We start from the raw sequence: 14,582 nt of genomic DNA, 5'->3' as shown, positions 1-14,582 counted from the left end.
CCCCCCTCACCCTTCCGCTCCGGCCGCCCGGCGCCGCCCGCACCTCCCGGCCTGACCGCCCTAGTCTTCCCCGCCGCCCTTCCGTTCTGGCCACTCGGCGCCGCCCCGGTCGCCTCCTGGCCCGACCGCCCGGCGCCGCCCTGGTCGCCTCTTGGCCCGACTGGTCGGATGCTCCGGTCACCTCCTGGTCCGACCGCCCGGCGCCGCCCTGGTCGTCTCTTGGCCCGACCGCGCTGTCCACGGTCTGCAGCCCGCCGACAGTCGTCAATCCCGCAGCGCGTGCTTGAGCCGCGTACGGCGCGCGCGGTCCGGGATCTTCTCCACCGCGTCGGCCAGTGCGCGCCCCGCTCCGTGCACCACCGTCAGATGCTGCGTGGCCAGCGTTATCGCACCGAGCGTCAACGCCCGGGTCAGCTTCGGCGCCGAGTCTCCGTCGAACACCGCGACCACCGCCGGCCATCGCCCACCCTGCGCCTCGGCTACGGTCAGCGCCCACGCGTGTCGCAGAGCCCGCACTTGCGCTGCGGTGACCGTGCCCGCGGACTCGCTGCCTGCACCATGCGGCGCATCCCACTCGATCGACAGGCCCTCGGCATCCGCCGCGCGGACCGTCCCGGTCTCGCCGCCGAACAGCCCGTGTTCCGACAGCGGCGTGCTCACCACCACCCGATCACCGGTATCGAAACCGCCACACACACCCGGGCCCGGGTTGAAGCGCGCCTTCAGTGCCGCGTTCAGCGCCGCCGCTCCAGCCGGTGAGTCGGTGTCCACTGCGACCACCTGCACCTGATGCCCACTTAGCCCGAAGGCGCGCGGAATCGAGTCCGCCGCCACCTGGACCGCGCGGTGCACCGCCTCGCCGGCCTCGCGCACCGGCACGATCACCACTTCCTTTGACGTGCCGTCCGGACCTTGCAACAGTTCCTGCGGGGGCAGCCCGCCGTGCCGTACCGCATCGGTGAGGGCACTGAGCGGACCGGTCGGCCGCTGCTTCAGCTCCACTCGCGGCAGCCGCCCGCCGAACCCCGGATCCTCGGTCTCCAGCAGATCGCGGAAGAACAGTCCCGGGCCGGTTGATTGCAGCGTCGCCGGGTCGCCGGACAGCACCACGTGCGCGCCGTCCCGGGTCGCCTCGAGAAGCGCCGCGCCGGCTTCCAGCCCGAGCAGCTGCGCGTCCGCGATTACCAGCACGTCGGCCGCGCCGACCCGCGCCGGATCCTCCGCCAGCGCCCGCGCGTCGACCGGGTCAGCCCCCGCGGCGACGAGGGTTCGCAGCCCGGCGGCGGAAGGACTGGCCAACTCAGCGGAGGAGAAGGACTCGGCAAGATCGGCCACCCGCTGCGCGCTCGCGCCGGTCACCAACGTCAATCCGTGCTCGACGACCGCGGCGATCAGCGCGTCGACCGACTCCGAACCCTGCTTCGACTCGACTGCCTCCGGAGTGGCCGCCAGCCGTTGCGCCGCCTCCGCCGCGGCCTGCTCGGCGAAGGCCCAGCGTTCGACCGCCAGCAGCGTATGACCGCTGGTCAACATCGAGACCGGATCGTCGTCGTCTTCGGCGTCCAGCCGCTCGAAGTCCTCGATCTCCTCCTCGTCGGCGTCCTCGGACAGAGAGACCGGCTCCGCGAACGCGAGTGCGGCACCGTTCTCGATGGCGTCGGCGATAGCGCCCGTCGCGTCCGTGACGCCGAGCTTGCCCAGCGCCTCAGCCACCGTGTCGGCACCCTGCACCGTGTGCCCGCCCACCGCGGCGGCCCGCCGCAGCAGCCACGAGATCAGCGCTCGGGTACGCCGCGGGTCGTCCGGCTGCGCGTTCTCCACCACGGTCCGGGCCAGCGCGTCGGCTGCGGACGGGGCGATCCCCGGCACCTCGAGCACACCCCAGGGATCGGCCGCGATCTGCTCCGCCGCGCCGTCACCGAGAGCGTCGACGATTCGTCCGATCATCGCTTCGGGTGCGCCCGCGGCGGAGAGCCAGGCCGTGAGTCGACCAGGCTCGCCCGCCGTCGCCGTCGCCTCCGCCGCGCCGTTCCGCTCGGCTGCGGTTGTGCCGGTCCGCTCCACTGCGGCCACGGTCGCGCCGTTCCGCTCTGCTGCGGCCGCGTCCTTCCGCTCCGTTTCGGCCTGCCGGCCCCCCTCATCCATCGCGCCCTACCCTCTGTTCCAACCGTGGTCCGGATAACCGAGCTGCGGCGCCGACACGTCGTCCAACGCCTCGCGGATCGTCTGAGGCAGCGTCAGCTCCTCCGCCGCCAACGCCCCGCGCAGCTGCGCCGCGGTGCGCGCGCCCACGATCGGCGCGGTCACCCCGGGCCGGTCGCGTACCCACGCCAGCGCGACTTCCACCGGCGCGACCCCGAGCCCGTCCGAGGCCGTGGCCACCGCGTCGACGATCCGGCGCGCGGGCCCGTCCAGATAAGGCTCGACGAAGCCGCCATACCGATCCGAGGCCCCTCGCGAATCCGAGGGAATCCCGGTCCGGTACTTGCCGGTCAGCACGCCCCGCCCGAGCGGCGACCAGGGCAACAGCCCGATCCCAAGCGCGAACGCCGCCGGGGCGACCTCCCGCTCCACGCCGCGTTGCAACAGCGAGTACTCCATCTGCACCGAGGCCAGCTGCGCCCGCCCCGGCACGGCCCGCTGCCACGAGGCCGCGGCCGCCAGCTGCCAACCAGAGTAGTTGGAGACACCGACATATCTGGCTTTGCCCGAAGCGACCGCCGCATCCAGAGCCGAAAGCGTCTCCTCGATCGGGGTGTGATCGTCATACGCGTGCAGCTGCCAGAGATCCACGTAGTCCGTGCCCAGCCGCGTCAGCGACGCGTCCAACGCGGACAGCAGATGTCCCCGCGAGGCGTCGAAGCGGCGCGGGCTGTGCGGCACCGAAACAGCCTTGGTCGCGATCACCACGTCCGAGCGGATGCCCTCGATCAGCCGCCCGAGTAGCGCCTCTGATTCCCCGTCCGCGTAGACGTCCGCAGTATCCACGAGCGTGCCCCCGGCGTCGAGGAAGGCTTTGAGCTGATCGCTCGCATCCGCCTCATCCGTATCCCTGCCCCAGGTCATCGTCCCCAGACCCAGGCGCGACACGCGCAGCCCGGTCCGCCCCAGATGTCGCTGCTCCATAGCTGTGAATGTAGTGGCTGAGGCCGCTCCGCCGCTGGCCCCTCACCTGTTCGGCTGTGGACAATCTGGAGCCCATCGCCCGTTCGGCGGCACGCTCTCCTGCGGCTCGACGAGCTTGTTACCGACGGGTAGGGTTAGCGGCGACACCGGTCACAGAAGCGGAGCAGCGATGAAGCTGGGCGTGAACCTCGGATACTGGGGCGCTGGAAACGACGCCGACAACCTGGCCCTCGCCCGCGAGGCCGACCAGCTCGGCTACGCGGTCTGCTGGACCGCCGAGGCCTACGGCTCCGACGCCGCCACGATCCTGGCCTGGGTCGCCGCGCAGACCGAGCGCATCGACATCGGCTCGGCCGTCTTCCAGATCCCCGCCCGCACCCCGGCGATGACCGCGATGACCGCCGCCACGCTCGACTCGCTCTCCAACGGCCGCTTCCGCCTCGGTCTTGGCGTCTCCGGCCCGCAGGTCTCCGAGGGCTGGCACGGCGTCGCGTTCAAGTCCCCGCTCGGTCGCACCCGCGAGTACGTCGACATCGTCAACCTCGCTCTCAGCCGCAAGCGGGTCTCCTATGACGGCGAGCACTTCAAGCTCCCGCTGCCCGGCGGACCCGGCAAGAAGCTCCAGCTGATCGTCCATCCGATCCGCGAGCACATCCCGATCTACCTGGCCGCGGTCGGCCCGAAGAACCTCGAACTGGCCGGCCGGATCGCCGACGGCTGGCTTGCCGTGTTCTTCTCGCCGCAGTACGCGGGCGAGCAACTGGCCGCGATCGAATCCGGCCGCAAGCAGATCGGCAAGGACCTGACCGGCTTCGACGTGGTGCCCACAGTGCCTGTCGTCGTCGACGACGACCTGGAGCGCGCCGCCGAGCAGATCCGCTGGTATGCGGCCCTGTACATCGGCGGAATGGGCAGCCGCGAGCAGAACTTCTACAACCAACTCGCCTGCCGCATGGGTTTCGCGGACGAGGCGGCGCGCGTGCAGGAGCTGTACCTGGCCCGAGAGCACCGCAACGCAGCCGCAGCTGTGCCTTTCGAGTTCATCGACGCCACCAGTCTGATCGGCACGCCGGAACGCATCGCCGAGCGCATGAAGGCCTACGCGGCAGCCGGCGTCACAACGCTGAGCGTCACGCCCTTCGCAGCCACCCTCGACGAGCGCCTTCAGGCCCTTCGCGTGTCCCTCGACGCGCTTCGTGCGGCTGGGCTGGAAGAGGCGTAGTTCCAAAGGCACAGCGGCGGTGCGGTAGACATACGCGGGGCTTTAACTCGAATCCCGGTTAAACCCGATTCGAGTCGAGGTCTACCGGCGAGTACGTTGGAGCGATGACAACTGTCCTGTTGATCCGGCACGGCCGCACGACTGCGAATGCATCGGGGGTGCTGGCCGGCCGGACCCCAGGGATCGAGCTGGACGAGCGCGGCCGTGGCCAGGCCGAAGCCCTCGCGACACGCCTTGCGGCCGTACCGCTTGCCGCCGTCGTAAGCAGCCCGCTTGAGCGTACGCATCAAACCGCCGAGGCGCTGATGGCGAACCGCTCCGGCGTTCCGTTACACCTCGATGCAGAACTCACCGAATGCGACTACGGGCATTGGTCCGGCCGCGACCTGAAGACCTTGGCCAAGGAACCGCTCTGGAAGACCGTCCAAGCCCATCCCGCCGCCGCGGTCTTTCCCGGCGGGGAAGCGATGGCCGCGATGTCCGCGCGCGCAGTTACCGCAATCCGTCGCTGGAATGCACAACTCGGCGAGCGCGCCACCTATGCGGTGGTTAGCCATGGCGACATCATCAAGGCCATCGCGGCTGACGCACTCGGCATGCACCTGGACCTGTTCCAACGCCTTCAGGTAGACCCCTGCTCGGTCACGGTCATTCGGTACACCGCTACGCGCCCGTTCGTCCTTCGGCTCAACGACACCGGAGGAGACGTAGCCGCCCTCATCCCGCCTAAACGACGCTCCAGGCGTACCTCTGCGCGCTCGTTGTCTGCTGATAGCGATGCCGTCGTGGGCGGCGGTGCAGGCTCCTGACGAGACCGCGTAGGCTCGGACTCGACGTGATGCGGCGACACGAAACCGATTCGCTTTACGCGGTGGCTTTGATTTCGTGACCCGCGGTGAACTTGAGACACAGGGCAGTGAGAGGGAGGCTGACACCGTGCCGAGGCATCTGTTCGTGTACGACCCGCCGGAGCGGTTCGTAGCCGGCACCGTGGGCGAGCCCGGCTCCCGTTCCTTCTTCCTGCAGGCCCGCTCCGGTCCCCGGGTCACCTCGGTCGGCCTGGAGAAGGAGCAGGTGGCCCTGCTGGCCGAGCGGCTGGAGGAGCTGCTCGACGAGATCGTGCGGCGGACCGGGGGCAGCACCAGCGTGCCGGCCGCCGTGCCCGCGGACCTCACCGACAACGAACCGCTCGACCAGCCGATCCTGGAGGAGTTCCGGGTTGGCTCGCTGGCCCTGGCCTGGGACGAGCCGCACTCTCGCATCGTGATCGAGGCCGGAGCCATCACCGAGGACGAGAACCCGGCCGAGCCGCTGTCTGATGATCAGACCGCAGAGGCGCCCGACGTGCTGCGTGTCCGGCTTACCGGCGGCCAGGCCCGAGCCTTCGCCGCCCGCGCCCAGGCCGTGGTCGCCGCCGGTCGCCCGCCCTGCCCGCTGTGCGAGCTGCCGCTCGATCCCGAGGGACACGTGTGCCCGCGCCAAAACGGCTACCGGCGCCGGATGGCGGCGTGACCGACGCGCTGCGTGAGGGCGTGCTGAAAGTCGAAGGCCGGCTCACCGACGCCTCGAACGCCACCCTCTACTGCGTAGCCGTTCTCGGCGAAGGGGACGAGCAGACCAACGTCACCTGCGTGTACAAGCCGATCGCGGGGGAGAGCCCGCTGTGGGACTTTCCCGAGGGCACTCTCGCCGCGCGAGAAGTCGCTGCGTATGAGGTCAGCTGCGCACTCGGCTGGGACCTCGTTCCGGAGACGGTGCTGCGCGACGGCCCGTACGGCTTGGGCATGTGTCAGCGCTGGATAGAGACCGAGGACGAAACGCGCCTGCTCGCGATCCTGCCGACAACCGTCGAGCAAAGTGCGTTAGATGGTTGGTGCCCGATCATCACTGTCGGACTCGACGACGACGAGCAGGGGATCCTCGCTCACCAGGACAGCGAGGCGCTGCGCCGTATCGCGCTTTTCGATGCGGTAATCAACAACGCCGACCGTAAAGGTGGCCACCTGCTGCCTGACGCCAATGGTCACATCTACGCGATCGACCACGGTGTCTCGTTCCACGTTGAGGACAAGCTGCGAACGCTGTTGTGGGGCTTCGCGGGCCGTTCGCTGAACGAGTCGGAAACGGCTGAACTCAAGCGGATACACGCGGACTCCTTGCTCACGGAACGCCTCGCGACGCTGCTCAGCGAGCCGGAAATCGCCGCCTTCCACGCGCGCATTGAGGCATTGCTCGCGGCAGGTCGGTTCCCCGGTCCGGAAGGTCGTCGGCGGCCGATCCCGTGGCCGCTCGTTTGAGCCGCGCGTCGGCGGCGTGCGGCGCCAGGCGGATAATCGGCTGGTCGGATGCGGCTCGCTCTTGATCGCGGCCTGACCGTAGAGTGGAACGCATGGATGCCTGGCCGACGAACAACCCGCCGACCCTGCCCGGACGCGGCGATACCCTCCGCCTTTACGACACGTCCACCGGCGAGCTCATCCCCACCCCGGCGAATAGCGCGGAGAGTGGAAGCCCGGCCCGCATCTATGTGTGTGGAATCACGCCCTACGACGCCACACACATCGGTCACGCCGCGACATACACGGCGTTCGACCTCGTGCAACGCGTGTGGCGCGACGCAGGGCACGAAGTGCGTTACGTCCAGAACGTCACCGACATCGATGACCCGCTGCTGGAGCGCGCTAACAAGAACGGTGCCGACTGGCAGGTGCTCGCGCTGAGGGAAACGGCGCTCTTCCGCGAGGACATGACCGCGCTGCGCATCCTGCCGCCTTACCGGTACATCGGTGCGGTGGAGGCGATCCCGCTCGTTGTGGAACTCGTCGAGCAGCTTTTGGAGAGTGGGGCGGCGTACCGCGTCGACGGTGACGTGTACTTCGATGTCCACAGAGACCCTGGTTTCGGCTCTGTGTCAGGGCTCGATCCCGCGCTCCAGGAGAAGGTCTTCGCCGAGCGTGGCGGGGACCCTGACCGCCCGGGCAAGCGGCATCCGCTGGACTGCCTGCTGTGGCTCGCGGCGCGGCCAGGTGAGCCCTCTTGGCAGACCTCGCTCGGCGCCGGTCGCCCCGGCTGGCATATCGAATGCGCGGCGATCGCCCTGAAATATCTGGGCAGCGGCATCGATGTGCAAGGCGGCGGTTCGGACCTTGCCTTCCCCCACCACGAGATGGGCGCGGCCGAGGCGCAAGTGGTCACCGGCGAGCGGCCCTTCGCCAAGGTCTACGCGCACGCCGGCATGGTGGCGCTGGACGGCGAGAAGATGTCCAAGTCCAAGGGCAACCTGGTCTTCGTCTCCAAGCTGCGCGCCGCCGGCCACGAGCCGATGGCGATTCGACTGGCGATCCTCGCCCACCACTACCGCGCGGACTGGGAGTGGTTCCCCGCCGACCTGGAAGCCGCGGAGCAGCGTCTGGCGAAGTGGCGCGCCGCGGTGTCGCGGCCGGATGCACGCTCGGCCGACGCCCTGCTCGCGAAGCTCCGCGAGCGCCTTGCCGATGATCTGGACACGCCCGGGGCACTGGCCGCGGTCGACGCCTGGGCCGATGCTGTTCTCGCAGGCGACACACCTAGTGGTGGAGAGCTCGACAGCAGCGCTCCGGGGCTCGTTTCGCGCGCCGTCGACGCCCTGCTCGGCGTCGCTCTCTGAGAGCCGAATCCGCTCGCTAAATATTCACATCGTCATACTTAGCTGTTTGCTCTTGATCGCGCCATGGAGTTCTGTCTAGTCTGTCTAGGTAGAACCTGACGCTCGGAGACCGGGAGGTTCGCGATGACCACCGCAAAGTCGGACGCGCACTGGCAGATCCAGGAAGCAAAGCAGCGGTTCAGCGAACTGATCCGGTCCGTCCAGGCTGACGGCCCGCAGTTCGTCACCAAGCACGGGGAGGAGATCGCGGTCGTGATCGACATCGAGGAGTACAACCGGCTGCACGGGGCGCACGGACCGAAGAAGACGTTCAAGTCCTGGCTGCTGAACGGCCCGACGCTGGACGACGAGACGATCGAGCTCATGAACGACCGGCCCAAGAACTACGTCTCCGAGGAGGACGTCAGGTTTTTCATGGAGCTGGACCTCGGTGAAGAGTGACCATGTACGTACTCGACACCAACGTCCTGTCCGAGGTTAGACGGTCCAGCCCCAACCGCAACGTGCTCGCGTGGCTCGCTTCGGTGCCGGACCACCGGCTCCATCTCAGCGTGGTCGTCATCGGCGAGATCCGGCGGGGAGCGCGGCTTCGGGCGCGGACCAATGTCCAGGCCGGGCAACGACTCGACCTCTGGCTCGACGAACTGATCGACAACTACGGGTTCGGAGACCGGCTGTTACCCGTGAACCTGGAAGACGCGCTTGTCTGGGGGCGGATCACCGCCGATCACAAGCAGCTGCCGGAGACCGACGCGCTGATCGCCGCGCAGGCGCTCTCCCGCGACTGGACCGTCGTTACGCGTAACACGAAGGACTTCGAGCGCACCGGAGTTCGGCTGCTCAACCCCTTCGAGTACGAAGGCTGACGCGCTGTCCCGACCTTCCGCGCACGCCCCAAAGGGCAGGCGAGCCGATCGCCGCGGACGGCCTGATCACAGGCCGCTCCACAGCAGTGTTTCTCAACTCAACAGCGCTTCTTCCGGCCGCGCCGGCGCAATCCCGGAGCGCGGCCGCCGCCGCGGAAACCGGGTCAGGACCGGCTACGCCGGCCCGTCCTCCGCGGTGCCGCCGCGACGACGGCGCTCGTGGCGGCGCAGATAGCGCTCGAACTCGCGGGCGATGGCCTCACCGCTGGCCTCCGGCAGCTCAGCGGTGTCCTTCGCCTCCTCCAAAGTGCGAACATACTCGGCGACCTCGGAGTCCTCCGCCGCCAACTCGTCCACCCCGGTTTCCCAGGCCCGTGCCTCTTCCGGCAGATCACCCAGTGGAATCGTCAGATCCAGCACGTCCTCGATCCGCCGGATCAGCGCCAGAGTCGCCTTCGGGCACGGCGCCTGCGCCACATAATGCGGAACCGCCGCCCAGAACGAGACCAGGTCGATCTCCTCGTGCCTGGCCATCTCCTGCAGCACGCCGTTGATGCCCGTCGGACCCTGCAGCGTCGGCTTATCGAGGCCGTGCGTGCCCTGCAGATCCTCGTTGCTCGACGAACCGCTCACCGGCACCGGCCTGGTGTGCGGCACATCGGCCAGCAGTGCGCCCAGCGACACGATCGTGCGGACGCCCAGGTCGCGGGCGAGATCGAACAGCTCCTCGCAGAACGAGCGCCAGCGCATGTTCGGCTCGATGCCGTGCACCAACACCACATCCCGGAAACCGGAGCCCTCGGCCACCGCGGCGACCGCCTCGGTCTCGGCCCCCTCCGCCTCGGTGCGAGTGTTTCCGACCGTCACCCGGGCCACCGAGAACCGGGTGGTCGGCCAGACGATCTCCCGGTCGCCCTCGTCGTCCAGGGCCAGAACCGGCCGGTTTACCTGGAAGTCGTAGTAGTCCTCGGCGTCCATCGCGCCGAACAGGTCCGCGTCCAGAACCTCGGCCAGATGCCGGATCGCATTGGATGCGGCGTCGGCGGCATCGTTCCACCCCTCAAACGCCGCGACCATCACGGGGTCGACCAGCTCGGGCAGCTCCTCGAGCTCGATCACCCGCGCCTCCTCGTCCTTCTCGGCCCTGCGCGACCAACGCCCAAGGCAGCAGCAGTACACGATCTCATACACCAAACACACTGCCAGGCGTTGCGCCACGCGGCACGCGCCGCTCTCAGACTACGCCCGTGAGACGCTTCGCCGCTGAGTGCGCGCCCGCGGCTACCCTTGATGAGCGAACTACGGGGGCTCCGACGCATGGAAAGGACTGCCCATGGTTTCCACCGCAGCGCAACTGCGCCGCGCGTTGACCGAGCGCGTCGTCGTCGCCGACGGAGCGATGGGCACGATGCTCCACGCCCAGAACCCGACTCTCGACGACTTCGAAGGGCTTGAGGGCTGTGTCGAGGTCCTCAACGCCACCCGGCCCGACATCGTCCGGTCGGTGCACGACGCTTACTTCGCCGTCGGCGTGGACTGCGTGGAAACCAACACCTTCGGCGGGAACCTGAGTGCGCTTGGCGAATACGACATTTCGCACCGCATCTATGAGCTGTCCGAAATCGGCGCGCGGTTGGCCCGCGAGGTGGCCGACGGCTACAGCACCGCCGACCGGCCGCGCTGGGTGATCGGCTCGATCGGCCCGGGCACCAAGCTGCCCAGCCTCGGACACCTGGCCTATTCGGCGCTGCGTGACGGTTACGAGCAGCAGTGCGCCGGACTGATCGCCGGCGGCGTGCACGCGCTGCTCGTCGAGACCAGCCAGGACCTGCTGCAGACCAAGGCCGCGATCATCGGCGCCCGCCGCGCGCTCAAGGCCGCCGGGGCCGACCTGCCGATCTTCGCTCAGGTGACCGTCGAGACCACGGGCACGATGTTGCTCGGCAGCGAGATCGGCGCCGCGCTGACCAGCCTCGAAGCGCTCGGCATCGAGCTGATCGGGCTCAACTGCGCCACCGGGCCGAGCGAGATGAGCGAGCACCTGCGGTACCTGGCCAAGCAGGCGCGTATCGGCCTGTCCTGCATGCCGAACGCCGGACTGCCGATTCTCACCAAGGACGGCTCGGTCTACCCGCTCAGCCCGTCGGAACTGGCCGACGCGCACGACACCTTCACCCGCGAGTACGGGCTCTCCCTCGTCGGCGGCTGCTGCGGCACCACGCCCGAGCATCTGCGCCAGGTCGTCGAGCGAGTGCGCGGTCGCGAGCTGGCGCGCCGCTCTCCCCGGCCCGAGCCGGGCGCCTCCTCGCTTTACCAGGCCGTCCCGTTCCGCCAGGACAGCTCGTTCCTGGCGATCGGCGAGCGCACGAACGCCAACGGCTCCAAGGCGTTCCGCGAGGCGCTACTGGCCGAGGACTGGAACGCCTGCGTCGAGATCGCCCGCACCCAGATCCGCGACGGCGCGCACATGCTCGACCTGTGCGTCGACTACGTGGGCCGCGATGGAGTCGCCGACATGCGCGAGGTCGCCGGGCGGATGGCCACCGCGTCGACGCTGCCGATCGTGCTCGACTCGACCGAGCCCGCCGTGCTCGAGGCCGGTCTCGAACTGCTCGGCGGCCGCAGCGTGGTCAACTCGGTCAACTACGAGGACGGCGACGGCCCCGAGTCCCGCTTCGCCAAGATCGCCGCGCTGGCCGCCGAACACGCCGCCGCCGTCGTGGCGCTGACCATCGACGAGCAGGGCCAGGCGCGCACCGCCGAACACAAGGTGGCCGTCGCTGAGCGGCTGATCGCGGATCTCACCGGTAACTGGGGGATCCCGGAATCCTCCATCCTGGTCGACTGCCTCACCTTCACCATCGCCACCGGCCAGGAGGAGTCGCGCCGCGACGGGCTGGAGACGATCGAGGCGATCCGCGAACTCAAGCGCCGCCACCCGGACGTGCAGACCACACTCGGCCTGTCGAACATCTCCTTCGGCCTTAACCCGGCCGCCCGCCAGGTGCTGAACTCGGTGTTCCTGCACGAATGCGTCGAAGCCGGCCTCGACTCGGCCATCGTGCACGCATCCAAGATCCTCCCGATCTCCCGCATCCCGCAGGAACAGCTCGAGGTCGCGCTCGACCTCGTCTACGACCGCCGACGCCCGGAGACCGCGGACGAGCCCGGGTACGACCCGCTGGCCCGCTTCCTGGAACTGTTCGAGGGCGTCTCCACCGCCTCGGCCAAGGCCACTCGGGCACAGGAACTCGCGGCGCTGCCGCTGGAGGAGCGGCTGCAGCGGCGCATCGTGGACGGCGAGCGCAACGGACTCGAAGCAGACCTCGACGAGGCGCTGGCAGGCCGCCCGGCCCTGGCGATCGTCAACGAGGTGCTGCTGGAGGGGATGAAGACGGTCGGCGAGCTGTTCGGCTCCGGCCAGATGCAGCTGCCGTTCGTGCTCCAGTCCGCCGAGGTGATGAAGAACGCCGTCGCCTACCTTGAACCGCACATGGAGAAGACCGACTCCTCCGGCAAGGCCACCATCGTGCTGGCCACCGTCAAGGGCGACGTGCACGACATCGGCAAGAACCTGGTCGACATCATCCTGACCAACAACGGCTACACGGTGGTCAACATCGGCATCAAGCAGCCGATCTCCGCCATCCTGCAGGCCGCGGAGGAACACCGCGCCGACGCGATCGGCATGTCCGGCCTGCTGGTGAAGTCCACCGTGGTGATGAAGGAGAACCTGCAGGAGATGAACCAGCGCGGCGTGGCCGCCCGCTGGCCGGTGCTGCTCGGCGGCGCCGCCCTCACGCGCGCCTACGTCGAGCAGGACCTCGCCGAGATCTACGAGGGCGAGGTGCGTTACGCCCGCGACGCCTTCGAGGGCCTGCGGCTGATGGACGCGGTCGCCGCCGTGAAGACCGGCGCGCCCGGAGCCTCACTGCCGGAGCTGCGCAAGCGCCGGGTGGCTCCACGAGCCTCGGCCATCCTCACCGAGCCGGAGGAACTACCGGCCCGCTCCGACGTCGCGATCGACAATCCGATCCCCATCCCGCCGTTCTGGGGCACCCGCGTGGTCAAGGGCATCCAGCTGGCCGACTACGCCTCCTGGCTCGACGAGCGGGCGACCTTCCTCGGGCAGTGGGGCCTGCGCGGCAGCCGGGGCGATGGCGGACCCTCTTACAACGAGCTGGTGGGGACCGAAGGCCGTCCCCGGCTGCGGATGTGGCTCGACCGGCTGCATACCGACAACCTGCTCGAAGCCGCCGTCGTCTACGGCTTCTTCCCGGCCGTGTCCAAGGGCGACGACCTGATCGTGCTGGACGAGCGCGGCGCCGAGCGCACCCGGTTCACCTTCCCGCGGCAGCGACGCGACCGGCACCTGTGCCTGGCCGACTTCTTCCGTCCGCAGGACAGCGTCGACGTGGCGCATGGAGAAACCGACGTGGTCGCCTTCCAGCTGGTCACAGTCGGCGGGCGGATCGCCGAGGAGACCGCAAAGCTGTTCGCGGCCAACGCCTACCGGGACTACCTCGAACTGCACGGGCTGTCGGTGCAGCTGACCGAGGCGCTCGCTGAATACTGGCACGCCAGAGTGCGCGCTGAACTCGGCTTCGCGGGCGAGGACCCGGCCACCATCGACGGAATGCTCAAGCTCGAATACCGCGGCGCGCGTTTCTCGCTCGGCTACGGGGCCTGCCCCAACCTTGAGGACCGGGCGAAGCTGGTCGAGCTGCTGGAGCCCGAGCGCATAGGCGTGACCCTCTCCGAGGAGTACCAGCTGCACCCGGAGCAGGCCACCGACGCCATCGTGGTGCACCACCCCGAGGCGAAGTACTTCAACACCTGATCCCGCACCACACCGGGCGGTTTCCGGCCGCCGCGGCCGAAACCGCCGCGACCGCGACCGGAGCCGCCCGGCGCGACCGACCCGGAAAGAGAACTGTGCCGACACCACCCGAGGCCGTGCTGTTCGACATGGACGGCACCTTGATCGACTCCGAGCCGATCTGGTTCGACACCGAGATCTCCATCCTGGCCGACTACGGCTATCTGCTCGGTCGGGAACACTGGGTCAACGTGCTCGGCAAGCCGAACGAGGTGGCGGTGCAATATCTGCTCGACGTCAGCGGCATCCCGCTGACCCCCGAGCAGCTCAACAACCGGATCGAGGACGCCATGGTGGAGCGCCTCGGCGGCGGGATCGACCTGGTCCCCGGCGCAAAGGAGCTCTTCACGGAGCTGGACGCCGCGGGAATCCCGGCCGCGCTGGTCACCGCGTCCTCCCGGCGCATCGTGGAGGCCTGCCTCAGCTCGATCGGCGCGGACCACTTCCGGCTGACCATCTCAGGGGACGATGTCACCCATGGGAAGCCGCACCCCGAGCCGTACCTGACGGCCGCCCGCCGGCTCGGCCTGGAACCCGCGCGCTGCGCGGTGCTCGAGGACTCGCCGAACGGCTCCCGCTCGGCCGCCTCCGCGGGCTGCCCGGTATTGGTGATTCCGCACGGGGCGCCCATCGATCCGCATCCGCTGATCTCGGTCGCCGACTCGCTCGCCGAGGTGGACTTGAACCGGCTGCGCGGACTGTTCACCGCCGTTGACGGATCGTCCTCGCCCACGGTCCGATAGCCTCGCCGCCTCGCCGCCTCGCCGCCTCGCCGCCTCGCCGCCTCGCCGCCTCGCCGCCTCGCCGCCTCGCCGCCTCGCCGCCTCGCCGCCTCGCCGCCTC

The 14,582-nt window shown here is 69.2% G+C and carries 11 protein-coding genes and 1 pseudogene; 9 read left to right on the top strand and 3 right to left on the bottom strand.

The window, feature by feature from the left end; all coding sequences use genetic code 11:
* Positions 1-264 precede the first annotated feature (264 nt).
* Together VFA06_RS23885 and VFA06_RS23880 are read right to left on the bottom strand one after the other, a co-directional pair.
* Positions 265-2,145, bottom strand: a complete 1,881-nt coding sequence (locus tag VFA06_RS23885) for a helix-hairpin-helix domain-containing protein (protein ID WP_324842945.1) — start codon at positions 2,143-2,145, stop codon at positions 265-267.
* Between the two features lie 6 nt (positions 2,146-2,151).
* On the bottom strand, positions 2,152-3,126 hold the full coding sequence (locus VFA06_RS23880; protein WP_324842944.1) for an aldo/keto reductase: 975 nt from the start codon (positions 3,124-3,126) through the stop codon (positions 2,152-2,154).
* A 169-nt stretch (positions 3,127-3,295) separates the two neighbouring features.
* Between VFA06_RS23880 and VFA06_RS23875 the strand changes: the two genes are divergently transcribed.
* The 7 genes from VFA06_RS23875 to VFA06_RS23845 all read left to right on the top strand — a co-directional run bounded on the left by VFA06_RS23875 (position 3,296) and on the right by VFA06_RS23845 (position 8,860).
* Positions 3,296-4,348: an LLM class F420-dependent oxidoreductase gene (locus VFA06_RS23875; RefSeq protein WP_324842943.1), complete on the top strand. Its 1,053-nt coding sequence runs from the start codon at positions 3,296-3,298 to the stop codon at positions 4,346-4,348.
* A gap of 104 nt (positions 4,349-4,452) precedes the next feature.
* Complete coding sequence (locus VFA06_RS23870) at positions 4,453-5,157, top strand: histidine phosphatase family protein (RefSeq protein ID WP_324842942.1); 705 nt, start codon at positions 4,453-4,455, stop codon at positions 5,155-5,157.
* 127 nt (positions 5,158-5,284) lie between these two features.
* Positions 5,285-5,860, top strand: coding sequence for a DUF3090 family protein (locus VFA06_RS23865; protein ID WP_324842941.1), 576 nt, complete (start codon positions 5,285-5,287; stop codon positions 5,858-5,860).
* Positions 5,857-6,645 (top strand): SCO1664 family protein, encoded by a 789-nt coding sequence (locus VFA06_RS23860; RefSeq protein ID WP_324842940.1) that lies wholly within the window; start codon positions 5,857-5,859, stop codon positions 6,643-6,645. Before VFA06_RS23865 ends, VFA06_RS23860 begins: the two co-directional genes overlap by 4 nt.
* A gap of 92 nt (positions 6,646-6,737) precedes the next feature.
* On the top strand, positions 6,738-7,994 hold the full coding sequence (mshC, locus tag VFA06_RS23855; protein ID WP_324842939.1) for a cysteine--1-D-myo-inosityl 2-amino-2-deoxy-alpha-D-glucopyranoside ligase: 1,257 nt from the start codon (positions 6,738-6,740) through the stop codon (positions 7,992-7,994).
* A 123-nt stretch (positions 7,995-8,117) separates the two neighbouring features.
* Positions 8,118-8,435: a type II toxin-antitoxin system Phd/YefM family antitoxin gene (locus VFA06_RS23850; RefSeq protein WP_324842938.1), complete on the top strand. Its 318-nt coding sequence runs from the start codon at positions 8,118-8,120 to the stop codon at positions 8,433-8,435.
* A gap of 2 nt (positions 8,436-8,437) precedes the next feature.
* Positions 8,438-8,860, top strand: coding sequence for a type II toxin-antitoxin system VapC family toxin (locus VFA06_RS23845; RefSeq protein ID WP_324842937.1), 423 nt, complete (start codon positions 8,438-8,440; stop codon positions 8,858-8,860).
* Between the two features lie 180 nt (positions 8,861-9,040).
* On the opposite strand, the pseudogene VFA06_RS23840 reads toward VFA06_RS23845, so the two are convergent.
* Positions 9,041-9,979 (bottom strand): annotated as a pseudogene (locus tag VFA06_RS23840) (PAC2 family protein); the annotation flags it as partial.
* A 214-nt stretch (positions 9,980-10,193) separates the two neighbouring features.
* Between VFA06_RS23840 and metH the strand changes: the two are divergent.
* Positions 10,194-13,700 (top strand): methionine synthase, encoded by a 3,507-nt coding sequence (metH, locus tag VFA06_RS23835; RefSeq protein ID WP_324842935.1) that lies wholly within the window; start codon positions 10,194-10,196, stop codon positions 13,698-13,700.
* Positions 13,701-13,795: 95 nt separating this feature from the next.
* Positions 13,796-14,482: an HAD family phosphatase gene (locus tag VFA06_RS23830; protein WP_324842934.1), complete on the top strand. Its 687-nt coding sequence runs from the start codon at positions 13,796-13,798 to the stop codon at positions 14,480-14,482.
* Positions 14,483-14,582 lie beyond the last annotated feature (100 nt).

This window comes from Actinocrinis sp. (assembly GCF_035653575.1).
Taxonomy (GTDB): Bacteria; Actinomycetota; Actinomycetes; order Streptomycetales; family Catenulisporaceae; genus Actinocrinis.
The sequence above is the reverse complement of the archived record's forward strand: the minus strand, read 5'-3'. Positions and strand labels throughout refer to the sequence as shown.

Bases quoted from the DNA above. Each gene is read 5' to 3' on its own strand.
- VFA06_RS23885 (WP_324842945.1), bottom strand. From the start codon at position 2,145: ATGGATGAGGGGGGCCGGCAGGCCGAAACGGAGCGGAAGGACGCGGCC.
- VFA06_RS23880 (WP_324842944.1), bottom strand. From the start codon at position 3,126: ATGGAGCAGCGACATCTGGGGCGGACCGGGCTGCGCGTGTCGCGCCTG.
- VFA06_RS23875 (WP_324842943.1), top strand. From the start codon at position 3,296: ATGAAGCTGGGCGTGAACCTCGGATACTGGGGCGCTGGAAACGACGCC.
- VFA06_RS23870 (WP_324842942.1), top strand. From the start codon at position 4,453: ATGACAACTGTCCTGTTGATCCGGCACGGCCGCACGACTGCGAATGCA.
- mshC (WP_324842939.1), top strand. From the start codon at position 6,738: ATGGATGCCTGGCCGACGAACAACCCGCCGACCCTGCCCGGACGCGGC.
- VFA06_RS23850 (WP_324842938.1), top strand. From the start codon at position 8,118: ATGACCACCGCAAAGTCGGACGCGCACTGGCAGATCCAGGAAGCAAAG.
- VFA06_RS23845 (WP_324842937.1), top strand. From the start codon at position 8,438: ATGTACGTACTCGACACCAACGTCCTGTCCGAGGTTAGACGGTCCAGC.
- metH (WP_324842935.1), top strand. From the start codon at position 10,194: ATGGTTTCCACCGCAGCGCAACTGCGCCGCGCGTTGACCGAGCGCGTC.